The following is a 26,207-nucleotide window of genomic DNA, read 5'->3' on the forward strand; positions in this document are numbered from 1 at the left end:
TGTGATTAATTTACCGAACTGCTAGGTGAGGCAATGAGCTCAGACTTTAATTTTCAGCACCCGCCCTTTGATCAGCTTGAGCCTAAGCAGCGTGACCTTGTGTCTAGCAACCTAGATATTCATTATTTTCAAAGCCAGCAAAAAATTGTTACTGCGGGCGCACTCGCCGCCGACTTATTCATTGTAATAAAAGGCCAAGTAGAAGAGCGTGCCGACAATAACGATGAAGTATTTGCCCACTACACCGTAGAAGACTGGTTTGATGTTCGCTCGCAATTTGGCGGCTACGCCAAACACGATTACATCGCCCTAGAAGAAACCCTTTGTTACGCCCTTCCCAGCCAAGTATTTCGCCAACTGGTGAGTGAAAACAGCGACTTTGGTGATTACTTTCAACGAGATTTAGCCACTCGCCATCAACTGGTTGAATCGCGCGAAGGTAACAAAAACCTGGCCGAATTTATTCTTACCACTATTGATGAACGCAATGTGCAGCCCGCAGTTGTGATAGAGGGAGAAACTTCGCTACAACAAGCCACTTTAATTATGCGCGAGCAAAAATTGGAATCACTGCTGGTGAATCACGATGGTTGTTTTGGCATGCTAACCGGCACCGATTTACTGCACGCAGCCGTGCTAGTGCAGCAATCTTTAGACACGCCAGTTTGTCAGTTAGCTAACTTCAATTTAATTAGCGTAAACAAAGGTGACTTTCTATTTAACGCCATGCTGCTAATGACTCGCAACAGCATTGAACGAGTAGTGGTGAAGGATCAGCAGAAGATCATTGGCATACTCGAAATGGCCCACTTGCTTAGCTTGTTCTCTACCCATTCGCATGTATTGGCTCTGCGCATTGCCCGCGCCTCTACCATTGAAGAGCTGAGCGAAGCCGCACATACCCTCAATACTTTGGTAGAAAATCTGTGTAACAACGGTATTCGAACCCTGTTTATTATGAAGCTGCTAGCCACCATGAATGAGCAGATTATTAGCCGCGTATTTGAGCTAAGTATTCCCCAGCAACATCACAACCATATTTGTTTAATGGTAATGGGCAGCGAAGGCCGCGGAGAACAGATAGTAAAAACTGATCAAGACAACGGCTTGGTGATAGAAGATGGCTACGACTGGCCAGAAAAACAACAGCAGCTTAATCAGTTTAGCGAATACTTGCTCGAATTAGGCTACCCACCTTGCCCTGGCAACATAATGGTGAACAACACACAATGGGTGCAGCAACAAAGTCAATGGAGCCGAACCATTGCTAAATGGATAGAAACAGGCCACGGCGATGCAATGATGAACCTAGCCATTGTGATTGACGCCCACGCCATTGCCGGTAATAAAAGCCTACTGCGGCGTTTGCGAAAAGACTTAATGGCACAAATGGCTAATCGCAGTGTAACCCTGGCGTTTTTTGCCCAGCCGGCCCTTAAGTTCCATACTCCTTTAACCTTGTTTGGCAACATCAAGTCTAAACAAGCTGGCTTAGATATTAAGAAGGGCGGTATTTTCCCCATCGTGCATGGCGTAAGAGCGCTCGCCTTAGAGGGCTCGATAGCCCCCACCAATACCCTTGAGCGAATCGAACAACTCGCCTTGCTAAAAGTGCTAGACGAAGATACCGCTGCTAACCTTAAAGAAGCTTTACTGTTGTTCTTTAAATTGCGCATCCAGCAACTATTCCCAGTGGATGAGAACCAAGATTATCACGTACTAAAAGTGGACCAACTTAACCATAGCCAACGGGATTTATTGCGCCACGGGTTGCATGTGGTGAAGAAGTTTAAACAGTTATTAGCCCTACACTTTAATATTCGCGATTATTAGGTAGTTCGATGTTGCAACGTTTGCTTTACCAACGAAAATATCGAGATAGTCCTTTTGCCACGCTGTTTCAGTACTACCGTGGTCCAGAGTTTGTTGCTTTAGATTTAGAAACCACCAGCTTAGATACCAAGCAGGCTGACATTGTTTCTATTGGTGCTGTCATTATTCGCGAGCAGCGCATTTTGTCGAGCCAATGTTTCGATGTAAAAGTGCGCTCCACAGAGAAATTAGCCGCCGATTCAATAAAAATTCACCGCTTACGCCACAGCGATTTAGAGCAAGCGAGTCAGCTAGAAGAAGCACTGCCCAAACTGCTAGATTTTATAGGTCCAAGGCCAATAGTGGGTTACAACATAGCTTACGACCAACGCATTCTCAATCGCTTTTGTCGCCAATTGTATGGCTTTAAGTTGGTCAATCCTTTAATCGATGTTGGCCGCATGTTTGCCGACAAAGTGCATGTAGACCACGTAGGTATTAGCCCCAACTTGGACTTAGTCCATATTTGCCAAACCTTGGGGATCCCCTTGTCTGGCCGCCATCAAGCCATTGACGACGCCATTACCGCGGCAATGATTTATCTGCGGCTGCAGTTTGGCCCTCGCCCCACTCACGCAATTCCACAAGCTATCTCCGCATAAGTGCCACTTTTTGTATTAAAAATGACAAAGCATTTCATCGTTATTTCAACAAACTAGCGCTTACTCACAGGCTGAGAAAGTGACCCAATATAGCGCTGGAGAGATCCTCTTCAAGTCGCTAAATTGAGGGCAATTATTATGATGTATGGAACAATTCATGAAAAAAATCGCCCTACTCACCTTACTTTCCGCAGCCCTCTCGGCATGTGCTGTTGCAGAACAACCCAACCAAGATACACATGCACAAACCGGCGCATTAAATCGCAGCGACAAACCGCTGTTTGGGGCAGAGGTTTATAGTAACGACAAAGTCTTATACGGCAAATTTGTTACTCGCATGAAGCTAGTGTCTAGCCCTGGTGTAGTATCGTCATTTTTTACCTACGATAACGAATCTTGGCAAGGCAAAGGGATCCCTTGGAGCGAAATCGACTTTGAAGCCATTGGTAAAACCCCAAACCAATTACAAACTAACTTGATCACTGGCCAAGTGAATAAACGAGTGCACAGTGAAAAGAAACACAATGTTCCTCAACTTGAAGAATTTGTTGAATACACCATCACCTGGACACCCAACGATATTATTTGGCAAGTAGACGGAGAAACCGTTCGCCACGACAGCGCCTCTAAGCAAGTGATTGCAATGCGTGATATACCACAAAGCTACCGGATGAATATTTGGATCTCCGAAGCCATTGGCTGGGTAGGGCAATTCCAAGCAAGCAGCTTACCGCTACACCAAGTGGTTGATTGGATGGAATACTACGAATACCAAGACAACGGCCAGTTTTCGCTGTCTTGGCGTGATGACTTCAACAACTTTGACGAAAAACGCTGGGGCAAAGGCGACTGGGGTTTTGATTCAAATTTAGTGACGTTCTCGCCAAACAACGCCAACATTGTTAACGGTAAGCTAGTACTAAGCCTTACCGAAGAAGGTATGCCTGCCAACTACAGCGAGTAAGCTGTTTCAAACCTCAGCCTACGCGCTGGGGTTTCTCCCTACACTTTTCCGCTATAACAACTCTGACCAGAAGCACTAACCATTTAGTGTTCAAGCGCCGTGAGCCGCCTCTCAGTTTGACCTCGCAACAGAAAAAATCACTTTGATTAATAAAGCATTTTACTATTCTTCACAAATAATTAACCAAAAGTCTAATTGTCGACAACCTATGTCGGTGCGAGTCTAGAATCAAATCCGAGACGTCATTGACGATATCCCGCCTCGATAAGAGGAAGCAAGGAGAGGAACATGAGTGAACAGAAGCTGTACCCGGTTAAACCTAATATTGCAGAAAGCTGCCTACTAAACGACCAACAGTATTTAGACATGTACCAAGAGTCTATTACTCAGCCAGACCAATTTTGGGGTAAACACGGTAGTGAGTTACTCGAGTGGATCAAACCGTTTAACAGCGTAAAAAATACCTCTTACGACCCAGGCCATGTCAGCATTAAGTGGTTTGAAGATGGCCTGCTAAATGTCAGCGCTAACTGTATCGACCGTCACCTAAAAGAACGAGGTGATGAAGTAGCCATAATTTGGGAAGGCGATAGCCCAGCAGAAGACAGCAAGCTCACTTACAACGAACTGTATGAACAGGTATGTAAATTCTCTAACGCGCTAAAAGAACAAGGTGTGAAAAAAGGTGAAGTGGTATGTTTGTACATGCCAATGGTGCCAGAAGCTGCTGTTGCCATGTTAGCTTGTACCCGCATTGGCGCAGTGCACTCTATTGTGTTTGGTGGTTTTTCTCCTGAAGCCCTATCGGGTCGAATCATCGACTCAAACTCCAAATATGTGATTACCGCCGATGAAGGGGTACGCGGTGGCCGAGGCGTTCCACTCAAAGCCAACGTAGATCAAGCCTTAGAAAACCCAGATTGTGCCTTTGTTAAAAGTGTCGTAGTGCTTAAACGCACCGGAGGCTCGGTAGATTGGCATGCTGGTCGCGATGTGTGGTGGCATGAAATTACCGAGAATCAAGCTGGTGACTGCGAACCAGAAGCAATGAATGCCGAAGACCCACTATTTATTTTGTATACCTCGGGCTCAACGGGCAAACCTAAAGGCGTATTACATACCACTGGCGGTTACTTACTTTACGCCACCATGACTTTTAAATACGTATTTGATTATCACCCTGGCGACATTTACTGGTGTACAGCCGATGTAGGATGGATTACCGGCCACAGCTATTTGGTTTATGGACCACTGGCCAACGGCGCCACCACCATTTTGTTTGAAGGTGTGCCAAATTACCCTACTTCAGCACGTATGAGCGAAGTATGTGACAAACACCAAGTGACAATTTTATACACTGCACCCACCGCTATTCGTGCACTAATGGCGCAAGGTGACGCCGCTATCGAAGGTACCAAACGCAGCAGCTTGCGTATTATGGGTTCAGTAGGTGAACCAATTAATCCAGAAGCTTGGGAATGGTATTACCGCACGATTGGTGACGAGCGCTGCCCCATTGTAGATACTTGGTGGCAAACCGAAACAGGTGGTATTTTAATTACTCCACTACCAGGCGCCACGGCCTTAAAACCCGGTTCTGCAACTCGCCCATTTTTTGGTGTGCAGCCCGCTTTGGTTGATAACGAGGGCAATGAACTAGAAGGCGCTGCCGAAGGCAACCTGATTATTAAAGACAGTTGGCCAGGGCAAATGCGCACCGTATACGGTGACCATGAACGCTTTGAGCAAACCTACTTTTCGACCTTCCCGGGCACTTACACCACGGGTGATGGTGCGCGCCGCGACGAAGATGGGTATTTTTGGATTACCGGCCGTGTAGATGATGTGTTAAACGTAAGCGGTCACCGCATGGGCACCGCTGAAATTGAAAGCGCACTGGTAGCTCACCCTAAGATTTCTGAAGCAGCCGTTGTGGGTGTACCACACGAAATCAAAGGCCAAGGCATCTACGCTTACATCACCCTCATGGCGGGTGAAGAAGCCAGCGCTGAACTTCACAAAGAAGTGAAAGCTTGGGTACGTAAAGAAATTGGCCCCATCGCAACCCCCGATATTTTACACTGGGCAGAAGCGCTACCAAAAACCCGTTCAGGTAAGATTATGCGCCGTATCTTGCGTAAAATTGCCACCAATGAAACCGACTCATTGGGCGATACTTCAACCCTTGCCGATCCGTCGGTAGTCGATAAGCTAATAGAAGAAAAATCTAACGCAGCCTAAACGCTGATTAAAAAAGCCGCTAAATTAGCGGCTTTTTTGTGTATGCTGATTAAGAACTGTCCAGCTAGCGAATTTAGATCAAAATATTAAGCGAGCTGTGCCGATACACTACTGTGAACTAGACCAATGCAGAAATTAACTTCATTACAAGGAACATTATGAAGATGATTCGAATATTAAGCTGTTTATGGCTTTGCAGTATTTTCAGCATTACCGGGGCTCAGGCGACGGAACGCGCAGATACAGCTTGGCAAAATGTACTTAAACAACAAGCCCTATTGATTGATGTACGCACCGAAGGAGAGTTTTCCCAAGGTCATATTGAGCAGGCTTATAACATTCCACATACCGCAATTGCAGAGCAAATTGCTTCAGTGACTAAAGATAAGAACCAGCCAATCGTTGTATATTGCCGCTCAGGTAACCGCTCTGGTTACGCCTTGCAGGTATTACAAGCAATGGGTTATCAACAAGTGGTAAATGGTGGTGGGCTAGACGAGATGCTAACCTCTCAGCCTAAGTAACCAAGACAAAAACTAAAACGCCGCCGCTTGAATCTCAAGCGGCGGCGTTTTCTTTTCAATGTGTAATGATTAAAACAGGGTCACTTAGCAATAAACACAGGGTTTGCCATAGCTAAATCTTGTTTATCATCTTCTTCACTAGGCTTTGGTGTACGCTTGGCCAGCAAGTAATAAAACAGTGGCGTGAGTAACAGTCCAAATACCGTCACACCGATCATACCTGCGAATACCGCTACTCCCATGGCTTGGCGCATTTCGGCCCCTTCTCCAGTAGAGAACACCATCGGTACCACTCCCATAATGAAGGCAATTGAAGTCATTAATATCGGGCGTAAACGTAAGCGAGAAGCTTCTAATACAGCTTCCATCACGGTGCGACCTTGGTCTTGCAGCTCTTTGGCAAACTCAACAATTAAAATGGCATTTTTGGTCGCGAGGCCAACCAGTACAATTAAGCCAATTTGGGTGAAGATGTTGTTATCTCCGCCCCACAGCAATACTCCGCTAATCGCCGACAACAAAGTCATTGGAATGATCAGAATAATCGCCATTGGCAAACGTAAGCTCTCGTATTGTGCCGCTAACACCATAAACACCAAGATAATCACCAGCGGATAAATCAACATGGCAGTATCACCCGACAGCTTCTGTTGGTAAGTTAGCTCGGTCCATTCGTAAGTCATGCCTATTGGTAATGTTTCCGCCAATATTTGCTCGATAGCCGCTTGCGCTTCACCACTACTGTAACCCGGCGCAGGGCCGCCGTTAATTTCTGCGGTGGTATAGCCGTTGTAGTGCATCACTCGGTCAGGGCCTGCTACATAATCCACATCAACAAATGAGCCCAGCGGTACCATAGCACCATCAATATTGCGTACTTTAAGCTGACTAATTTGCTCTGGCGATTGCCTAAACGATTCGTCGGCTTGCACGTTTACTTGATAGGTACGGCCAAACTTATTGAAGTCATTCACGTAGGTAGACCCCATATAAGCTTGCAAGGTAGAGAAGACTTCGTCTACCGATACTCCCTGCTGCATGGCTTTAGTTCGGTCTAAATCCAAATCAAGCTGCGGAACATTAACCTGATAACTAGAGAATACTCCTGCTAACGCTGGTGTGCCCCAGGCTCTTTGCATCACTTGCATAGTGACATTAGCCAGCTCTTCATAACCGTGGTTAGCTCTATCTTGAATCTGTAACCTAAAGCCACCAATAGTGCCTAAACCCTGCACCGGTGGCGGTGGGAATATCGCAATAAAGGCTTCTTGGATACCGGCAAATTGTTGATTGAGCGCACCAGCAATGGCATTAGCCGACAAGCTTGGATCTTTACGTTGGTCAAAATCAGCCAAGGGCGTGAATAAAATCGCGCTATTGGGGCTATTAGTAAAACCATTAATGCTTAAGCCAGGAAAGGCGACTGCGTGCTCAACACCCGGTTGCGCCAAGGCAATTTCCGACATTTGTTTTACCACCGCTTCGGTACGTTCTAGCGAAGCCGCGTCTGGCAACTGAGCAAAAGCCACTAAGTATTGTTTGTCTTGCCCCGGTACGTAACCGGTTGGCGTTGTATCAAACTGGTAAGCAGTTAAGCCTAATAAACCAACATAAATAATACCCACTAAAGCCGACAAACGAATGGTCTTTTTGATAATACTTCCGTAAGCATTTGCGCCTTTGTCAAACACGCGGTTAAACGGCGCAAAGATAAATCGACCAAACAGACTATCCATAATACGGGTTAAGCGATCCTTCGGCTGGTCATGCCCTTTCAGCAATAAAGCAGATAAGGCTGGGCTCAGGGTTAATGAGTTAATCGCTGAAATAAAGGTAGAAATAGTAATGGTTAAGGCAAACTGCTTATAAAACTGTCCGGTTAATCCCGACATAAACGCGGTAGGAATAAACACCGCTGCCAACACTAAAGTAGTTGCTACAATCGGGCCGGTCACTTCTTTCATCGCTTGTTGAGTCGCAGCCACCGGGCTTAAGCCTTCGGCAATGTTTCGCTCAACGTTTTCAACCACCACAATGGCGTCATCCACCACAATACCAATCGCCAGCACTAAACCAAACAACGACAAGGCATTGAGCGAAAAACCCATTAGGTGCATAAAGGCAAAGGTACCTACCAAAGAAACAGGCACCGCCACTAACGGAATAATCGACGCACGCCAAGTTTGCAGGAATAACACCACCACTAGCACCACAAGTAGTACTGCTTCAAACAAGGTTTTGACTACCGCCTCTATCGAGCCACGAACAAATACCGTGGGATCGTATACCGTGTCGTAGCTCAAGCCTTGCGGGAAACTCTTTTCCAGCTCAGCCATGCGAGCACGTACGTCTTCAGATATTTGAATCGCGTTCGAGCCAGAGGCTTGGAATACCCCAATAGCAATGGCGTCTTTATTATCTAACAACGAACGCAAGGCGTAGCTGCTTGCGCCAAGTTCGACTCGGGCAACATCTCTAAGCCGACTCACTTCACCGTTATCACCGACTTTGATGATTATATCTTCAAATTCTTCGGTGGTATTTAAACGGCCTTTTACATTAATCAGTATCTGAAAATCAGATTCACCGCTAGGCTGAGCACCCAAACTGCCGGCAGCTGCCTGTTGGTTTTGCTCACGAATAGAAGCGATAATTTGATTAGGGTTAAGCCCAAGAGATGCCACTTTATTAGGGTCTAACCAAATACGTAGGCTGTAGTCGCCAGCGCCAAACAAGCGCACCGCGCCTACCCCTTCAATACGAGCCAGTTCATCTTTTACGTTAAGCGCCGCATAGTTAGACAAGTACAACAAGTCGTAACGATCTTCTGGCGAACTTAAGTGAACCACCATGGTTAAATCGGGTGACGATTTTTCGGTCACAACACCTAAGCGCTGCACTTCCAAAGGCAAGCGCGGCGTAGCCCGGTCGACCCGGCTTTGCACTTGGCTTTGTGCTTGGTCTACATCGGTGCCAATGGCAAAAGTCACCGTCAGAGTCATGCGGCCATCAGAGGTCGCCTGCGAAGACATATACAACATATCTTCTACGCCGTTAATTTCCTGTTCCAGCGGCGAAGCCACGGTTTCGGCAATCACTTTTGGGTTGGCGCCTGGGTAATTTGCAGTCACCACTACGGTAGGCGGCACCACTTCGGGGTATTCGGTAATCGGCAGTTGCCACACTGCAATTGCTCCACCAATAAACATCAGCAAGGAGATAACTGCGGCGAAGATCGGCCGTTTAATAAAAAACTGAGAAAACATAAGCTAACTTATCCTTGTTGAACTGATAACTTGGCGTTAAGACTTAACTGTTGATGCTGCTGCTCTAACAAACGCTGAGACTGACGAAGCTCCGATATGACTTCATCACTGGCCATGCTGGCAGGTACCGGGGTAACTTGCATTTGTGGGCGCACTCGCTGAATGCCGTTAACCACAATCCGCTCTGAACCAGACAACCCCTGCGACACAATTCGCAAACCATTGATTTGCTCGCCTAATACCACGGGGCGGTATTGCACTTGGTCATTATCGTCCAATACCAGAACAAACTTGTTATTGAGGTCAGTACCTACAGCTTTATTATCAATTAACACTGCTTGGTAACGGCTGCTGCCAGCAATTTGCAAACGAGCAAACATACCAGGGCGTAACTCGCCAGTTTGATTGTTAAAGCGAGCACGTAGGCGAATGGTGCCAGTTGCACCCGTTAAAGCGTTATCAATGAAGTCAATTTTACCCAAATGTTTAAACACACTGTCATCCGCCAAGGCCATTTGCACAGCGGCAATCGAATCTTGACTGTCAGACAATGGAATCACATTGTTCAGCTCTTGGTATTTAAGAAAACTTTGTTCATCCACGTCAAAATAAGCATACATATGCTGGATAGATACAATCCGGGTTAACTGACTTGAACCTAGGTTTACGTAGTTACCTTCGGTGATCAGCGCATTAGAGACCCGACCAGCGATAGGAGCGCGCACTTCGGTAAAATCTAAATCAAGGCGAGCACGAGATAAGGCCGCGGTGATTGACGCTACTGCCGCTGCACCTTGCTCCCTGGCAGAGAAGCGACTATCTAAGATTTCATCTGAGATAGCATTTTTCTTATTCAAGGCTTGGGCCCGTTTATAGCCTTTTTTCGCCAAATCTAAGCTACTTTTAGCGCTTACTAATTCGGCTTCTAAACGCTCAACTTCAGCAGCAAAAATACGATTATCGATTTTAAATAGCACTTCGCCCTTTGTTACTACGCTGCCCTCATTAAACAACACTTGGTCGATATAGCCCGATACACGCGGTACCACCATTACGGTTTGCGGAGCTTGTAAGCGACCGGTGTAAAAATCTGTTTCGGTAATTTGTTCTAGCAGAACCTCTGCAACATCTACACTGGGAGGTGGAGGGGTTTGCTGAGTAGCCGCTTCGGGTTTACCGCAGCCAATTAACGATATGCTTAATGCACTTATTGCGATGATTTTTGTTAAATCAAAAACTGAAGCCATCTCTGATCCCTCAAGTGATGAATAATTGATAATTACTAGATGTTTTGTACTGCTTGGTATATTAGTTCTGAAACATGATCAAGATCAAGAACTTTTTGTACCGGTCGGTATGCATTTATCTAGACAGGGCTATTTGGCTTAGCTATGATCAGCGTAGAAAGTAAACCAAGGTTACAAAATGTCTCCCAAATGTTGTTCGCATATCGGTCGCCCTCGTAGTTTTGATGCAGAAGATGCATTAGAAAAAGCGCTAGAGGTGTTTTGGCAAAAAGGTTACGAAGGCGCCTCACTCAATGAGCTCACCCAAGCAATGGGCATTAATAAACCCAGTATGTACGCTGCATTTGGCAATAAAGAACAACTATTTCTGCAAGCGATAGAACTCTACGAAAAACGTCCCCAAGCCTTTTTTTACCCTGCTCTCGAGCAACCCACCATTTACGATGTAGTTGATTTTATGTTGAAGGGGGCGGTGGCTAACTTAAGCGACCCAGACCAACCACAAGGTTGTGTGATTGTGCAGGGAGCCTTATCTTGCAGCGAATCGGCCAGCACCATTAAAGAAGCCCTTAAAGCTCGCCGAGCCGAAGGCAGTATTGCCCTTCAACAACGCTTCGAACGCGCCCAACAAGAGCAAGATTTAGCCCCAGATGCTGACCCAGAAGCGCTAGCCCATTATCTTGCCACCGTTTTACAAGGTTTAAATGTGCATGCCACCAACGGCGCAAGCCAACAACAGTTGCAACAAGTGGCAGAACTTACTTTAGACACTTTTAAGAGAGTGAGTGTGGCCAAATTGGCTGCAAGCTTACAACGATAATGCTTAACGCTAAGCTTGGCTTTGCCTACGATAACGCCCCGGAGATACCCCAAAGCTTTTTTTGAAGCGGTGAGCAAAAGCAAAGCCGTCTTGATAGCCCAGCTGGCTAGCGATAACGTCGATAGACCAGCGGCTTTCGCGTAATAGATAGCTGCCATGCTCTAAGCGTAAACGGGTAAGGTATTGTTTAGGGCTACATTTAAACTCTTGTTGAAATAAGCGATAACAATGCGCTTCAGATACCGATAAACGCTGCGCCATCTCGCTCACTGTCCACGGATAGTGCAATGAAGAGCGCAATTGCTGCTCCAAATTATGTAAGGGGCTAGGCTCTTGGTTCTTCAAAGGTTTGAGCAACTGTAATAAATAGCGTTTAAGCAATTGGGTTAACGCTGATTCCACCAGTGGGTCTGCCTTGGTTTTGCCTTCCTCATCTAACAGTAGCTTCAAACACTTATCGATATTTTGGCTGGAGTTAATCTTCATTACCTTGGCTTTTTTAGGGAAACGGTACCAAGAGATATCAGCCGAAAACTGAAACCAATTATGTCGCCAAAAATGACTCGCCAAGCTAAACGAATAATCGGTTCCCGCGGGCAGAATCACCACTTCATTGGGTCCCAAGCGTTGTCGTCCTTCTGGCGTATGCAAACTGCCAACACCCGCCATAGAAATTAAAATTGAGTGTTCTTGCGGGGCTCGTCGACTAACGAAGTACTCGCCTCGAATATAAGATACCCCCGCTAAATTAACTTGAAGCTTAGCCAGCTCAGAAAAACGCTCGGTGGTTAAAAAGCGTTCAACGCAGGCGGGGCCTATATCAAACTTGTCTTGCCAATGCTGCTCATTCATAAATGATAGTTTTGAACATATTTTAGATAGCTTCAATTATGTGGAAGTTCTTATATATAAGATAGTATCGCGCCCATAATTTCTGGTTACCGTTTTCAAGCGGATAGCTTTTATCTGATGCAAGTCACGTTTTGAGGTTGTTATGCAAGCATCTCCTATTACATTGAATCGCTCATGGCTAGAGCAGTTCTGGCGCCTAGCTTGGCCAATATCTTTACAAGCAGTACTGCTAAGCCTGTTAGGCCTAGTGGATGTACTTATGGTTGCTACTTTAGGTGATGCCGAAGTGGCAGCAGTAGGTTACGCTGGTCGTGCGTTTTTTGTAGCAATCGTCATCTTGAATGGCTTTTCTACTGCTTGCGCTATTTTAAGTGCTCAGCACTGGGGAACTAAGAACTGGAACGCCATTGGCCGCACTGTGGCACTGTCGTTTTATGCAGGGCTTATATTTACCCTTACCACCTTGGCATTTATGGTCTTTAGCCCAAGCACCATTATGCAATGGGGCAGCAGCGACGCACACTTGGTTGCCATTGGCAGTGACTACATTCGCGCCACCGCGTTGATGATCTTATTCACCCTACCCGTGATTGTGATTGAGTCTGCCTTGCGTGCTAGCGGCAATACCAAACTCCCGCTGTACATTAGTATTTTTGCGGTAGTCGCTAATATTCTATTAAACCAGGTGCTTATTTTTGGCTTTGGACCCTTCCCTGCAATGGGCATTGTTGGCGCAGGCGTAGCAACAGTGATTGCCCGTTTATTGCAGCTTGTGGTATTGGTTATCAGTTTATGGTGGCAATCGCACCCACTACTAAAAGTATCAATGATTGGTTTTTGGCAATTTAGCCGCGCAGAAGTAAACAAATACGCCAAGCTGGCACTGCCTTTAGTGATCAACTTTAGCATTTGGTCTAGCGGTGTATTTGTATTTGCCACCTTATATGGTCAGCTAGGCACCAATGCCTTAGCAGCAATGAGCTTGATCAGCCCTATTGAAGGCATGGCTATTTCTTGTTTCATGGGCTTTTCTGCTGCTTGTTCCATTATGGTGGGTAATAAACTAGGCGCGAACCAGTTTAACCAAGCTTGGGTTGATGCACGTTTAGCCTTACTGGTTAGCCCAATTGCCGCTATCGCTATTGGTGTTGCAGTGTGGCTATTAAGCTACCCTTTATTGAACTTGTTTGGCGCGCTAGAGTCTGAAACCTTGGAACTCGCACAACAATTGGTGCTAATTTTGGCCGCCTCTACCTGGTTACGCATCTTCAACATGGTGCTAATTAACGGTATTTTACGTAGCGGTGGTGATAATGGTTTTTGCTTAATGTCGGATACCTTCTGCCAATGGGGAGTGGGTTTAATGCTAACGTCTATCGCAATCTTTGTGTTTGATGTGAGCTTAATTACTGCCTTCTGTATTGCCCTAAGCGAAGAAGTATTTAAGGCTATGTTGTGCTTTTGGCGAATGAACCAAAAGAAATGGCTACGTAACCTAACAACAGAGCCTCTCGCCGAAACGAACTGATTAGACCAGAAAAATGCTGCCATTTTCTGCGAAAACACTATAATTACCGAAAATGTCGATGACTTAGCACATTTACCATTGATAAATGTGCTAATCTTCAGAAACCGACACGTTCTATAATTTAAGCTGGCTTTTCAACGAAAATGACTAATAAATTCTCTATTTTGTTACTCAATGGTCCAAATCTTAATCTTCTTGGTAAGCGTGAACCCGAGGTTTACGGTCACCAGAGTTTAGACGACATTGTTGAGCAGCTACGCATTCAAGCCCATGACATGGGTGTTAGCCTTCAGGATTTTCAATCCAATATCGAAGGCGAGCTGATTAATCGCATTCATCAAGCCATGGGCGAGATTGACTTCATTATCATCAATCCTGCGGCTTTTACTCATACCAGTGTGGCGCTGCGTGATGCTCTGCTCGGTGTGAATATTCCTTTTATAGAAATTCACTTGTCTAACGTGCACGCACGTGAACCTTTCCGCCATCACTCATACTTAGCAGACAAAGCTGAGGGAGTGATTTGTGGCTTGGGTAGCCAAGGATATCAATTTGCTTTGACTGCAGCCTTAAACAAGCTGCAGCAATAGTTGTTAATTAACCTAATACGATAAAGAGAGCCCTTATGGATATTCGCAAGATTAAAAAATTAATCGAATTAGTTGAAGAATCTGGTGTAGCTGAATTAGAAATCACTGAAGGTGAAGAAGCAGTACGCATTAGCCGTAATTTTAGTGGTGCCGCGCAAGCAGTATACGCCCCAGCACCTATTGCTGCGCCAGCGCCAGTTGCCGCTCCTGCTAATGCTCCTGCAGCGCCAGCTGCCAGCGAAGCTGTGGCATCTGGTCACAAAATGTTATCGCCAATGGTAGGTACTTTCTACCGTTCATCTTCACCTGAAGCACAACCGTTTGTGCAAGAAGGCCAGCAAGTAAACGTAGGCGATACCTTGTGCATCATTGAAGCAATGAAAATGATGAACCAGATTGATGCTGACAAAGCTGGTGTAGTAAAAGCCATCTTAGTTGACGACGGTGAAGCTGTTGAATTTGATGAACCGCTATTCATCATCGAATAAAGAGGCATTTGTATGCTAGATAAAGTAGTTATTGCTAACCGTGGTGAAATTGCCCTGCGGATTTTGCGCGCCTGTAAAGAATTGGGCATTAAAACCGTTGCTGTGCACTCAACAGCCGACCGTGATTTAAAACACGTATTGTTAGCCGATGAATCAATTTGTATTGGTAAGCCTGCAGCATCGGAAAGTTATTTAGACATTCCGCGCATTATTGCTGCCGCTGAAGTCACTGATGCAGTAGCGATCCACCCGGGCTACGGTTTCTTGTCTGAAAACGCCGAATTCTCTGAAATAGTTGAGAAAAGTGGTTTTGTTTTCATCGGCCCTAAAGCTGAAACCATTCGCATGATGGGCGACAAGGTTGAAGCAATTAAAGCCATGAAAAAAGCCGGTGTACCATGTGTACCTGGTTCAGATGGCCCACTAGGCACCGATGAAAAGCAAAATGCTGCCATTGCTAAACGCATTGGTTACCCGATTATTATTAAAGCTGCTGGCGGCGGCGGTGGTCGTGGTATGCGTGTGGTTCACAAAGAAGAAGAACTACATACTTCTGTTGATTTAACCCGTACTGAAGCTGGTTCGTTCTTTGGTAACGATATTGTTTACATGGAGAAGTACTTAGAAAACCCACGCCACGTGGAGGTTCAAGTATTGTCTGATGGCCAAGGCGGTGCAATTCATTTAGGTGAGCGTGATTGTTCTATGCAACGTCGCCACCAAAAAGTGGTAGAAGAAGCGCCAGCGCCAGGCATCACTGAAGATATGCGTCGCAATATTGGTGAGCGCTGTACTCGTGCCTGTATTGAAATTAACTACCGTGGTGCAGGTACTTTTGAGTTCTTGTACGAAAACGGCGAGTTCTACTTCATTGAAATGAACACCCGTATTCAGGTTGAGCATCCGGTTACCGAAATGGTGACAGGTATCGACTTAATCAAAGAGCAACTGCGCATTGCTGCTGGCCAACCACTGTCGTTTAGCCAAGATCAAGTGAAGCTAACGGGTCACGCCATTGAGTGTCGAATTAACGCTGAAGATGCGGAAACCTTTATCCCATCTCCAGGCCGCATTAACCGTTTCCACCCACCAGGTGGTATGGGTATTCGCTGGGATTCACACGTTTATGCAGGTTACTCAGTGCCGCCTTACTACGATTCAATGATTGGTAAACTGATCACTTACGGTGAAAACCGTGATATAGCGATTGCTCGTATGAAGAACGCATTGTCAGAGCTAGTGATTGACGGCATCAAAACTAACGTGCCGCTTCAGCAAAAAATTATGCAAGACGAAAACTTCCAATTTGGTGGAGCAAACATCCACTACCTTGAGAAAAAACTCGGCATGCAATAAGCAACAAGCTGATACTAAAAAGGCCCTAAGCATGCTTAGGGCCTTTTTTATTGGCGTAAATCCAAGTACTTACTTTAAGTCTCGCCACCATGCTTCGGTAGGTTGGTGTTGACCAACTTTGAAAACTTCACCAATTTTGGGTGTCACTAACTCCACACCCGCTTGCTGGCTTAGCGCACTAATGCGTTCTAGTGGTTCGTACCAGGAATGAAACGCCAAATCGAAAGTAGCGTTGTGTACTGGCATCATGGCTTGGCCACGTAAATCGAGGTGAGCCTGCAGCGTTTGTTCGGGTGTCATATGCACCGCTGACCAATCTTTATCATAAGCGCCAGTTTCCATCATAGTGAGATCAAAGGGACCAAAGCGCTCACCAATTTGCTTAAAACCATCAAAATACCCAGAATCACCACTAAAGAAGATCCGTTTGTGGGGAGAGTCAATCACATACGACGCCCACAGGGTTTGGTTTCCATCGAATAATCCGCGCCCAGAGAAGTGCTGAGTTGGCGTAGCAGTGATGCTTAGCTCACCAAATTCTGCAGATTGCCACCAGCGTAAGCTTTGAATGCGCTCAGGCTTTACGCCCCAATCAATTAAATGCTGATCAACACCTTCAGGTACTACAAAGTGCTTAACCTTGTCTTTTAATAGGCCAATGCTGTATTTGTCTAAATGATCATAATGGTCATGGGAGATCAATACCCCATCAATATTATCTAGCTCATTAAGATTTAGCGGGGGCTGATGAAAGCGCTTTGGCCCAATAAAACTAAACGGTGAAGTACGCTGTGAGAAAACCGGGTCAATTAACCATCGCTGCCCACCCACCAGCATGTAAACACTAGAGTGGCCGAAACGAATCACACTATCTTGCTCTACAGGTAAGGCATCGAGTGCAGCGGCAGTTAATGGCAACACTGGAATAGCTTTGGTCGGCGTGGCATCTACTCGACGCTCAGTCACGTAACGCCATAAAATTCCCCATGCCGAGCTGTTGGCAGGGCTTGCTTGGCTGTTTTGATACTTGCCATCAAGCTGTGTGGTATTAAATATGCTGTTGTCTGCCGCCAGTGCGGGTGCTATCGAAGTGCTCATTAATCCTCCCAAACAAAAACTCATTACGGTACGTCGAATTGTCAACATCTCTACCTCTACAAATTACACCGAGGAGTTTACATTTAAATCAAACAAAGTAAACCATAAAGTTTACTTTCTTAAAGGCTAAATATCGTTCAATCTGTAACCAAGTTGTTACAGCAAACAAGCAAGCTAATCTCACGGAAAAAAGCAGAATCTTCATTTTGACTTACACTTTGTTCATCTTAGTTAGAGCAAAGTTATGCTTTGGGAAGTGGTAATTTAGCCGATAAACACAATGGAATAGCGTGTAACACCATGATCATTAAGCCAATATATGAAATATTGCCAAGCCTGTATTTGGCCGCAGGGTCTAGCTCTGTATTATGGATAGACTCAAACTTAGGTGTAGCTGGCGGCGCGCTGTTGTTTTGCCTTGGCGCGCTTATATGGGTGATGCGTTCCAACTTTAGGCGCCACGATCAAGTGGTCCACTCTCGCAAACGCTTTACCATTCCCGAATCCTTGTACGAATTTATGCCCTTCTTCTTTATCGCAGTAGCACTAAGCTTAGCCTCTACCCAATCTACTTTACTGGCTTACGGCATCGCTATGTTATGCATGTATCGTGGCTGTTCGCTGCTGTATTTGCGGCACAAATACCGCCAACACGCTTGGCAAAAAGCGCAAACCACAACTGCAGCAGCCCAATCATCTAAACATCGCACTGTAGATTAGTAGACTATTTGGTCAATTTCTTCATTGAGTCTATGCTTAATAAGTTAATGGAATGTTAAGAGCAATGGAGGCAACCATGTTACCGAAAGCGATATACGAATTACTACCTAGTGGATATTTGTATGCAGGCACCAGCTCCATGTTGTTTCTAGAGCCTTGGTTAGCCCATGTAGGTGGGGCTATTTTATTTGCCATGGGAGCCTTAGTGTGGGTGCTTAGGTCTAACTACCGTCGTTACGACAAATTTAAAAAATCCTTTCTACGTAAACGGAAGGTGATCCCAGAGCCTCTATACGAATTTATTCCTTTTCTCTATTTAGCCATAGCGGTGGTGATTGTTAGCGTGGTGTTCAATGCACCTTCCATTGTACTTGCCCTGTTGGCCTGTTACCGAGGCCTGCAGCTATTATACAAGCGTGCTAAATACCGCCATCGCGGATTAAGCCCGAGCAGTTAAACCCGCCACTTAAAGGCTTAGCATATTTTTAATGCTAAGCCTTATCTAACCCAGTACACTTGCCGCATAATCTTCTAGAGGAGCGGACAATGCCTTGGATCCAGCTAAAAATTAACGCCACAAAAGACACTGCCGAGACCATTGGCGACATACTAATGGAAACCGGTAGCCAAGCCGTTACCCTGTTAGACCGCCACGACACACCAGTATTTGAGCCCTTATTAGGGGAAACACCGTTATGGGGTGATACCGACGTACAGGGCCTTTACGACGCCACCACCGATATGACGCCTATTCTTGAGTTCTTGCGCGAAGCGCTGATAATTGACGATGGCAACTACAAGCTAGATCAACTTGAAGATAAAGACTGGGAACGCGAGTGGATGAAAGACTTCCACCCGATGCAGTTTGGCAAGCGCCTTTGGATTTGCCCAAGCTGGACCGACGTACCCGACCCAAGCGCAGTAAACGTAATGCTCGACCCTGGGCTTGCCTTTGGTACCGGTACTCACCCCACAACAGCGCTATGTTTAAAATGGCTAGACCAGCTCGACCTTAGTGGTAAAACAGTGGTGGACTTTGGCTGTGGCAGCGGCATTTTAGCGATTGCCGCTATCAAGCTTGGCGCTGAACGCGTAGTAGGTATTGATATCGACCCTCAAGCCATTCTTGCCAGCCGTGACAATGCCGAGCGAAATGGCGTTGCCGACAAACTCGAGCTATATCTACCCAAAGACCAACCAACAGATTTTAAAGCCGACATCGTAGTGGCCAATATTCTCGCAGGGCCACTTAAAGAATTGGCAGAAGTAATACTCGCCTACCTAAAACCGCAAGGTTTAATTGCCTTATCTGGCATTCTAGAAGAACAAAGTTCCACCGTTGTGGATGCTTATCAATCACAGTGCGATATGGATCCGGTTGTTCTCGATCAAGAATGGTGTCGATTAAGCGGCACAAAACGCTAAGTTACCCTAAAAAGTGGGGCAAACCCTATCTCAAAGGGTTTGCTGCCATATTCCTCCACTAAAAATCCAGCTTTTTTTTTGAAAAATGTTCAAAATATAGCCTTTCCAGCGTGCTAAAAAAGTCGTAAACTACGCCGCCCTGAGATTGAGAAGAACGCGAGTCATGAATATAGGCAGTTATAAACTGGACAATCCGGTGATACTAGCGCCTATGGCTGGCATTACTGATCAACCTTTTCGCCGCTTATGTTGGCGACTAGGCGCAGGGCTTACGGTTTCAGAGATGGTGTCCAGTAACCCTCGGGTGTGGAATAGCCAAAAATCGCTAAATCGTATGGTTCACCTAGATGAATGCGGCATACGCAGTGTTCAAATAGCTGGAGCTGACCCAGAATTGATGGCTCTCGCCGCCCAACATAATGTGGCAAATGGCGCGCAAATCATCGATATCAATATGGGTTGTCCTGCGAAAAAGGTAAACAAAAAGCTGGCTGGTTCGGCGCTATTACAGCAACCGGAACTAGTAGCAAAGATTCTTGATGCTGTTGTACAGGCGGTTGATGTTCCTGTGACCTTAAAGATTAGAACTGGATGGTCGCCAGAACACCGCAATGCTTTGCATATTGCCAAGCTTGCAGAAACGGCTGGCATTCAAGCTTTAGCCATTCATGGTCGGACGCGAGCATGTATGTATAAAGGTTTGGCTGAGTACGACACTATCAAAGCAGTAAAACAAGAAGTCTCAATACCGATTGTGGCTAATGGTGATATCACCACCCCAGAGCAAGCCAAGCATGTGCTGGCCTACACTGGAGCGGACGCCATCATGATCGGTCGAGGAGCCCAAGGTAACCCTTGGCTTTTCAGAGAAATTAATCACTTCTTAAGCACTGGTGAGCATATTGCTTCACCACAGGCCGAAGAAGTGAAGGAAGTAATGCTTCACCACTTAGACAACCTGTATTCACACTACGGGGAGTACCAAGGGGTACGTATCGCTCGCAAACATGTGGGGTGGTACTTGAAGCAATTAGCGGACACGGACGAGTTTCGTAGCCAGTTTAACCAGCTTGAATCAGCCCTGGCACAAACGTCCGCGATTGAGCAGTTTTTCGAATAGTTGTGATCATTAATTAATTAAAAAGAGCGTCAAGTATGTTTGATTCAAATACCACCACAAACACACTTTCTACTATGACTAGCAGTGCTACGAGTACTGAAGTGAAAGAACGTCCATTGCGTGATTCTGTTGAGCAAGCATTGCGCAACTACTTCGCACAGTTAAATGGCGAAGATGTGTCTGAATTGTACGAATTAGTACTATCTGAAGTTGAAGCTCCGTTGCTTGACGTAGTTATGCAATACACGCGTGGCAACCAAACTCGCGCTTCAATCATGTTAGGTATCAACCGCGGTACTTTACGCAAGAAGTTAAAAAAATACGGTATGAACTAAACACCTGTTCATAACATATTGATTAAAAAGCCAAAGTAATTAATTTCACTTTGGCTTTTTTGTGTCTGCTACACACTGAGCTAGCTAAATTCGGTACCAAATTTACGGCTGCAGGTGGCTTTAAATTCTTCAACCTGAGGCTGAGGGATATCTATAGTAAACTCGACATCGTGAATCATACCTTGGGCAAATAAGCTCGCATTGCCACTCTTCAACAACTTATCACTAGATGGCACATCTAAGGCAACACCTTGATTATTGCGGATTGCACTGCCTATTCCCTCAAGGGTTTCGCCACCCGCTAATTTTACCTTGGTGCTAAGTTCTATCCGAGGTTCGTGGTAGGCGCGATTTCCATACATATTTGCTTGATAGTTACCCTCGGGATAGCAAACAAAGATCAACATATTGCGCTCATGAGAGACGATGGTAGCGATATGAGTAATCTCTTCACCAAATGCATCTTTGTGAACTAAAACATCTGCGCTTGCCGTCGCTGAAGCCATGATCAAGGAAGTTGCGATAAGTCGTTTTTTCATAATTAACACCATCAAGATACGCGCCAAATTTAACAATAGATAAAGTACCATTGGTGATATTTAATATCGTCAAATTAATAATGAGCAGTTTCTAATACTTGAGGGCGATCGTATTTTAGGCTGTAGCGGACTAACACGATACTGGGTTTAGCTAAGTGACTTCGACTACTTGTATTAGCGAGATGGACTGCATGTTGAGATTGCCCAATCATTCACCTATCAGATTCTGACACAGAAAAGCCCAATCACTCCTAAAGAGAGATTGGGCTAAATGTTTGGAAAGGATCGCCAATACATCAGACAACATGTATTGGCATTTTATCGTTAGCCAAGCATCTTACGTGCGGCTTCTACTACAATGTTTACTGCTTGATGCTCAGTGTTTTTCATCAAGCTTTCATCAGGAATTTCTTGTTGAGTACGGTTAACTATAACGCCCGCTACACAACCGGCTTTTAAACCTTGAGATGCACACATGGTGAATAAGGTGGCACTTTCCATTTCAAAGTTAAGCACCCCCATAGCTTGCCACTCTTCCATCGAGCCTTGAAAGGCTTTCACTACTCGGCCAGATACCGTGTCGTAACGCTCTTGTCCTGGGTAAAAGGTATCACTTGAAGCAGTTACACCGACATGGCAAGTCGCGTTAGCGTCTAGCGCCGCGCTGTTTAAGGCCTGCATACAGGAGAAATCGGCAACTGCTGGGAATTGCATTGGAACAAAATGGCTGCTGGCTCCGTCTAAACGAACCGATGCCGTGGTAACAATCACGTCACCAACATTAATGTGCGGCTGAATAGCGCCAGTAGTGCCTACACGCAAAAAGGTGCGAATACCTAACTGGGCTAATTCTTCTACCGCGATTGACGTAGATGGACCACCAATACCAGTTGAACACACTACAACAGGTGTGCCATTCAACTTGCCAAGGTAAGAGGTAAACTCACGCTGTGAGGCTAAAAATTCTGGCTCTTCCAATAATGAAGCAATACGCTCTACGCGTTGTGGATCACCCGGAATGATGGCCAACGTGGCGCCTTTCAGCATTTCTGGGTTCAAACCTAAATGAAATACACTCGCTTGCTGATTCATGTTTACCTACTTAATTTCGTCCAATGATTGATGAGCGAAGCATAGGACGAGAACTGTCCAATAAGTGTGAAACATCTCGCATTTGGCGGTAACTTAGTGCCAATTAGGCTGATATTTACTTTTTGTGTTGATATTAAAACCACCTAAAAAAAACATTAATTTTATCAGTAAACGAACTTTTAACTCTCTCTGTGTTCTACAATAGCTTGAAATAGTTTTTGTGCTTACTTGAGGTAACTACCATGAATAAACAGCTAATTTTGGGTTTAACAATCGCGTTGGGCTTAACCGGCTGTGCCAGTAATCAATCGGAGCCAAGCATGGATTTAGCAGATAGCCGTTGGTATATGACCGGTGACTTTTACAACATTGCCGACATTAAATTGCCAGCGTTCACCTTAGAAGAAAACGATAAGGGCTTTAAAATTTCTGGCACCACGGGTTGTAATAACTTTTTTGGCCAAGCTGAGTGGAATGGCAAACAGCTGATGGTTAATCAGCCTATTGGCATGACACGCATGTTGTGTGACGACATGGCGAACAAGATTGAAATGGAGTTCATTCAAGCGTTAGAAGAACCACTAATGAGTGACGGCGAAAATTTGCGCTTAAACAACGGTGCAATGTTTAAGCGCGTGCCAACTAATTAATAATAATGAACTTATGCGGCAGTGCTCACCCAGCGCTGCCGCGCATCATTAAGTCCTGCGCGTAACATCAATATCGCAATAACCACACTACTACTTACCACCCACCAGCTATTCACTAACTGATGCTCTTGCCAAGCTACCGGATTTACTTGCCAGTGCCATTGGCCAATTGCCCAATCTAAGCCCCAGCCAAAGGCCATTGCACTAACAACAACACCAGTTAAGTAGGCGACTAACGCACGCATTCCCATTTCTTGGCGAACCAACATTAAGGTAGCAACATTAGTGGCCGGTCCCGCCAGCATAAATACCAAGGCCGCCCCTGGCGATATACCAGCAATGATTAAACCTGCGGCAATAGGCGTTGATGCTGTGGCGCAAATGTACATAGGCACGCCAACTAACACCATCACTAACATAGTGATCCAGCCTTGTCCCCAGCGGGTCATAAAGCTCTCAGGCAAGTAAGTTTGAATCAAGGCGGCAAATACCAAACCGATCAATAGCCATAAATAGCTGTCTCCCACCAGTTCGGCAAAGCTGTTCAGCCAAGCGCTTATTTTTTGTTTAACGCTGAGCTTTACCTCAGCAGTTGCTTGCTGCTGTTGGCTAGCGTTTTTTTTGCTACAGCAGCTTTTTACTTCGCTAGTAACCGGCTTATTATCTTCGCTGTTTCCCACAAGTAAACCGGCCACTATTGCACTAGTAATAGCAGCTACGGGCCGAACAATGGCCATTACAGGCCCCAATAAGGCATAAGATACTGCCACTGAATCTACACCTGTCTCCGGTGTGGCAATTAAGAAAGAGGTGGTGGCACTTTTAGATGCGCCCGCTCGGCGCAGGCCCATGGCGGCGGGAATAACCCCACAAGAGCACAAAGGCAAAGGGGCGCCAATAAACGCCGCTTTAATGGTAGTACTGGGCTTATTATTGCCTAAGTGCTTCGCTAGCCAACGGCTGGGTAAGCCTAATTTCAAGCTAGCAGCAATAACAAAACCTAAAAACAGCCAAGGAGCAGCACTTAAAAACAAACTTACAAAGTTATTCAATAACATCATCTAAGGCCTTTAATATTGAACAAGAGGTGGCACTTTCTTCACCGCCGCAGCACTCGTCATGCAGCTTTTTGAGGGTGGCTTCAAACGCTTGTAGTTGAAGCAATTGTTCCTGCACCTTATATAGCTTATGGGCTACCACACTGCTTACATCGCCACAGCTAGAGGTTTCAGCATGCTCGCGCAGGGTAAGCAGCTCCAAGATATCTTTAATTGATAACCCGGCTTGCTTGGCGCGCTGAATAAAACCAAGCCTTGCCAGGTCTTGTTCGCTATACATTCGGTATTGATTCGCCCCACGAGCTACTGGCGCTAACAAGCCCTTACGCTCGTAAAAGCGCAACGCTTCCACAGTTAAACCACTGAGTTTTGCTAATTCGCCAATTTTGTACATGCGACCCTCCATCTACACCTATGATAAACCCTGTAGCTAGGTATAGGGTCAAGGATTTTTTCAAAGAAACAAAAAAAGCCTGACAAGCAGGCCTTTAAAATGGGTGTAGGTGGAGTCTATTGGTAAAGGTTTCGCTCTTTTGGTAAGTCTGATGAGTACTCTACAAACTCCACTTCAAAGCCATTTGGGTCGCGGAAATACACGTTACGCCGATGCGCACTTTGCGCCCCTTCATGATGAATTTCAAAACCTGCCGCCAGCAAGCGACTAATCACAGCATCTAGGTCAGCCGTTACATATCCATAATGCGCCACGCCTAATTGATTCCCCTCTAAAGGCCGATTTTCACCATATCCATTGTCGTTAAAGGCGAGATAATGATTGTCGTCGCCAAAGTGCAGCCACCGCCGCTCAGTGCCGTACCACGTTTGCTGGCCCTCCCCCCTCACCCACCAATGGGGAAATGCCGCTTTATAAAAAACTAACGTTTGGTCCAAGTCTTTAACTGTTAGGTTTATATGTTCTAAATACATACGCTTCTCCGTAATTGCTTAATCGTCTTAAGTATTGACTTAGTAAACACCTTAAAACCTCAAGCTAAGTTGAGGTAAAGCTTTTTCTTTACTAAACTCGAAAAAAATGGAGAGCAAGATGAATCAACAAGCCAAACACGCTTTGTCGGTAGGCGCAGTGGCCAAACGCTGTGGCATAAAAGTATCTACCCTGCACTTTTATGAGGCCAAAGGCTTGATTCAAAGTCAGCGGAATCAAGGTAATCAACGTCGTTACCACCCAGAGATACTAAGAAGAGTATCGGTAATTAAAGCGGCCCAAAAAACGGGAATTAATCTGGCAGATATTAAAGCGGCTTTTGCCAGTTTGCCAAACAACCGCACACCCAATAAAAATGACTGGGAACTGCTCTCTCAGCAGTGGCGAGAAAACTTAAACCAACGGATTGAGACAATGACTCGACTGCGAGATTCCTTAACCGGTTGTATTGGTTGCGGTTGCTTGTCAATGAACAGCTGCCCGCTGTATAACCCCGACGATCAGTTAGCCGCTCATGGCACCGGTCCAGTGATCTTAAATCGCAGCAGTGAACAAACCTAGCCAAAAATAATCGATTTACAGAGAACTTTTTACTGAATCCATGCGTTCTTATTAATAACAAAGGAGTGTTTATGTTTAGTTTTCTGAAACCCAACCCTATCAAACGCAAACGCCAAAAGTACGATGCCTTGCTTGAATCAGCGATGTTGGCGCAACGGCGCGGTGACATTATGACCTACTCAATGTTAAGTGCCGATGCAGACGAATTGTGGAAAGAGATTGAGCAACTAGAGACTGAAGTGAAATAGCAGCTTTAACTGGCTTAAATAACCTATGCGCAAGTTATTGATGTAAAAGTTATTTTAAGCCATTA

27 protein-coding genes are annotated in these 26,207 nt (G+C 45.5%); 18 read left to right on the plus strand and 9 right to left on the minus strand.

The features are described 5' to 3' along the window. Positions 1-33: 33 nt before the first annotated feature. The 5 genes from Q4592_RS18035 to Q4592_RS18055 all read left to right on the plus strand — a co-directional run bounded on the left by Q4592_RS18035 (position 34) and on the right by Q4592_RS18055 (position 6,203). Complete coding sequence (locus Q4592_RS18035; RefSeq protein WP_303515774.1) at positions 34-1,833, plus strand: DUF294 nucleotidyltransferase-like domain-containing protein; 1,800 nt, start codon at positions 34-36, stop codon at positions 1,831-1,833. An 8-nt stretch (positions 1,834-1,841) separates the two neighbouring features. Then, positions 1,842-2,474 (plus strand): 3'-5' exonuclease, encoded by a 633-nt coding sequence (locus Q4592_RS18040; RefSeq protein WP_137673839.1) that lies wholly within the window; start codon positions 1,842-1,844, stop codon positions 2,472-2,474. 157 nt (positions 2,475-2,631) lie between these two features. Continuing rightward, positions 2,632-3,438, plus strand: a complete 807-nt coding sequence (locus Q4592_RS18045) for a family 16 glycosylhydrolase (RefSeq protein WP_303515778.1) — start codon at positions 2,632-2,634, stop codon at positions 3,436-3,438. Between the two features lie 288 nt (positions 3,439-3,726). After that, complete coding sequence (gene acs, locus Q4592_RS18050) at positions 3,727-5,679, plus strand: acetate--CoA ligase (protein WP_303515781.1); 1,953 nt, start codon at positions 3,727-3,729, stop codon at positions 5,677-5,679. 158 nt (positions 5,680-5,837) lie between these two features. Then, a complete protein-coding gene (locus tag Q4592_RS18055) occupies positions 5,838-6,203 on the plus strand; it encodes a rhodanese-like domain-containing protein (protein WP_303515784.1) in 366 nt (121 codons plus the stop codon). 80 nt (positions 6,204-6,283) lie between these two features. Here Q4592_RS18055 and Q4592_RS18060 read toward each other — a convergent pair whose 3' ends face one another. Further along, complete coding sequence (locus Q4592_RS18060; protein ID WP_303515787.1) at positions 6,284-9,469, minus strand: efflux RND transporter permease subunit; 3,186 nt, start codon at positions 9,467-9,469, stop codon at positions 6,284-6,286. Between the two features lie 8 nt (positions 9,470-9,477). Continuing rightward, positions 9,478-10,716: an efflux RND transporter periplasmic adaptor subunit gene (locus Q4592_RS18065; protein ID WP_303515790.1), complete on the minus strand. Its 1,239-nt coding sequence runs from the start codon at positions 10,714-10,716 to the stop codon at positions 9,478-9,480. Between the two features lie 178 nt (positions 10,717-10,894). On the opposite strand from Q4592_RS18065, the gene Q4592_RS18070 reads away from it, so the two are divergent. Then, positions 10,895-11,536 (plus strand): TetR/AcrR family transcriptional regulator, encoded by a 642-nt coding sequence (locus tag Q4592_RS18070; RefSeq protein WP_137673834.1) that lies wholly within the window; start codon positions 10,895-10,897, stop codon positions 11,534-11,536. A gap of 9 nt (positions 11,537-11,545) precedes the next feature. Here the strand turns inward: Q4592_RS18070 and Q4592_RS18075 are convergent, their stop codons facing one another. Then, on the minus strand, positions 11,546-12,388 hold the full coding sequence (locus Q4592_RS18075) for an AraC family transcriptional regulator (RefSeq protein WP_303515793.1): 843 nt from the start codon (positions 12,386-12,388) through the stop codon (positions 11,546-11,548). Positions 12,389-12,530: 142 nt separating this feature from the next. Here Q4592_RS18075 and Q4592_RS18080 point away from each other — a divergent pair, with 142 nt between their 5' ends. The 4 genes from Q4592_RS18080 to accC all read left to right on the plus strand — a co-directional run bounded on the left by Q4592_RS18080 (position 12,531) and on the right by accC (position 16,350). Further along, entirely contained in the window at positions 12,531-13,916 is a 1,386-nt protein-coding gene (locus Q4592_RS18080) for an MATE family efflux transporter (RefSeq protein ID WP_303515796.1), read from the plus strand. A gap of 143 nt (positions 13,917-14,059) precedes the next feature. After that, the gene (aroQ, locus tag Q4592_RS18085; RefSeq protein WP_137673831.1) at positions 14,060-14,506 is read left to right on the plus strand and encodes a type II 3-dehydroquinate dehydratase; all 447 of its coding nucleotides are present in this window, start codon (positions 14,060-14,062) and stop codon (positions 14,504-14,506) included. A 35-nt stretch (positions 14,507-14,541) separates the two neighbouring features. Next, complete coding sequence (gene accB, locus Q4592_RS18090; RefSeq protein WP_137673830.1) at positions 14,542-14,994, plus strand: acetyl-CoA carboxylase biotin carboxyl carrier protein; 453 nt, start codon at positions 14,542-14,544, stop codon at positions 14,992-14,994. A 12-nt stretch (positions 14,995-15,006) separates the two neighbouring features. Continuing rightward, positions 15,007-16,350, plus strand: a complete 1,344-nt coding sequence (gene accC / locus Q4592_RS18095) for an acetyl-CoA carboxylase biotin carboxylase subunit (protein ID WP_137673829.1) — start codon at positions 15,007-15,009, stop codon at positions 16,348-16,350. A gap of 69 nt (positions 16,351-16,419) precedes the next feature. On the opposite strand, the gene Q4592_RS18100 is transcribed toward accC, so the two are convergent. Further along, on the minus strand, positions 16,420-17,448 hold the full coding sequence (locus Q4592_RS18100) for an MBL fold metallo-hydrolase (protein WP_303515799.1): 1,029 nt from the start codon (positions 17,446-17,448) through the stop codon (positions 16,420-16,422). Between the two features lie 249 nt (positions 17,449-17,697). On the opposite strand from Q4592_RS18100, the gene Q4592_RS18105 reads away from it, so the two are divergent. The 5 genes from Q4592_RS18105 (at position 17,698) to fis (ending at position 21,048) form a co-directional block, all read left to right on the plus strand. After that, positions 17,698-18,168, plus strand: a complete 471-nt coding sequence (locus tag Q4592_RS18105; RefSeq protein WP_303515801.1) for a hypothetical protein — start codon at positions 17,698-17,700, stop codon at positions 18,166-18,168. 76 nt (positions 18,169-18,244) lie between these two features. Next, positions 18,245-18,625, plus strand: coding sequence for a hypothetical protein (locus Q4592_RS18110; protein ID WP_137673826.1), 381 nt, complete (start codon positions 18,245-18,247; stop codon positions 18,623-18,625). 89 nt (positions 18,626-18,714) lie between these two features. Then, positions 18,715-19,593: a 50S ribosomal protein L11 methyltransferase gene (gene prmA / locus Q4592_RS18115; protein ID WP_303515805.1), complete on the plus strand. Its 879-nt coding sequence runs from the start codon at positions 18,715-18,717 to the stop codon at positions 19,591-19,593. Between the two features lie 163 nt (positions 19,594-19,756). After that, on the plus strand, positions 19,757-20,713 hold the full coding sequence (dusB, locus tag Q4592_RS18120) for a tRNA dihydrouridine synthase DusB (protein WP_303515807.1): 957 nt from the start codon (positions 19,757-19,759) through the stop codon (positions 20,711-20,713). 35 nt (positions 20,714-20,748) lie between these two features. Then, entirely contained in the window at positions 20,749-21,048 is a 300-nt protein-coding gene (gene fis / locus Q4592_RS18125; protein WP_016402072.1) for a DNA-binding transcriptional regulator Fis, read from the plus strand. Between the two features lie 80 nt (positions 21,049-21,128). Here fis and Q4592_RS18130 read toward each other — a convergent pair whose 3' ends face one another. Both Q4592_RS18130 and udp read right to left on the minus strand, forming a co-directional pair. Further along, positions 21,129-21,587 (minus strand): hypothetical protein, encoded by a 459-nt coding sequence (locus Q4592_RS18130; RefSeq protein ID WP_303515815.1) that lies wholly within the window; start codon positions 21,585-21,587, stop codon positions 21,129-21,131. 324 nt (positions 21,588-21,911) lie between these two features. Beyond that, complete coding sequence (udp, locus tag Q4592_RS18135) at positions 21,912-22,679, minus strand: uridine phosphorylase (protein WP_303515817.1); 768 nt, start codon at positions 22,677-22,679, stop codon at positions 21,912-21,914. A gap of 242 nt (positions 22,680-22,921) precedes the next feature. Here udp and Q4592_RS18140 point away from each other — a divergent pair, with 242 nt between their 5' ends. Then, entirely contained in the window at positions 22,922-23,329 is a 408-nt protein-coding gene (locus tag Q4592_RS18140) for an META domain-containing protein (protein ID WP_303515820.1), read from the plus strand. Positions 23,330-23,340: 11 nt separating this feature from the next. On the opposite strand, the gene Q4592_RS18145 is transcribed toward Q4592_RS18140, so the two are convergent. From Q4592_RS18145 to Q4592_RS18155, 3 genes are all read right to left on the minus strand, one after another. Continuing rightward, positions 23,341-24,390 carry an SO_0444 family Cu/Zn efflux transporter gene (locus Q4592_RS18145; protein ID WP_368509305.1) on the minus strand — a complete coding sequence of 350 codons (1,050 nt, stop codon included), beginning with the start codon at positions 24,388-24,390 and terminating at the stop codon, positions 23,341-23,343. Next, the gene (zntR, locus tag Q4592_RS18150) at positions 24,374-24,781 is read right to left on the minus strand and encodes a Zn(2+)-responsive transcriptional regulator (protein WP_303515823.1); all 408 of its coding nucleotides are present in this window, start codon (positions 24,779-24,781) and stop codon (positions 24,374-24,376) included. The genes Q4592_RS18145 and zntR overlap by 17 nt, the downstream gene beginning before the upstream one ends. Positions 24,782-24,897: 116 nt before the next feature. Then, positions 24,898-25,314 carry a VOC family protein gene (locus Q4592_RS18155; protein WP_303515825.1) on the minus strand — a complete coding sequence of 139 codons (417 nt, stop codon included), beginning with the start codon at positions 25,312-25,314 and terminating at the stop codon, positions 24,898-24,900. Positions 25,315-25,432: 118 nt separating this feature from the next. Between Q4592_RS18155 and soxR the strand changes: the two genes are divergently transcribed. Both soxR and Q4592_RS18165 read left to right on the plus strand, forming a co-directional pair. Continuing rightward, entirely contained in the window at positions 25,433-25,894 is a 462-nt protein-coding gene (gene soxR / locus Q4592_RS18160; RefSeq protein WP_303515827.1) for a redox-sensitive transcriptional activator SoxR, read from the plus strand. Between the two features lie 71 nt (positions 25,895-25,965). Beyond that, positions 25,966-26,142 (plus strand): DUF6435 family protein, encoded by a 177-nt coding sequence (locus Q4592_RS18165; protein WP_137673817.1) that lies wholly within the window; start codon positions 25,966-25,968, stop codon positions 26,140-26,142. Positions 26,143-26,207 lie beyond the last annotated feature (65 nt).

It is taken from the genome of Agarivorans sp. 1_MG-2023, from assembly GCF_030548385.1.
In the GTDB taxonomy this organism is placed as follows: Bacteria; Pseudomonadota; Gammaproteobacteria; order Enterobacterales; family Celerinatantimonadaceae; genus Agarivorans.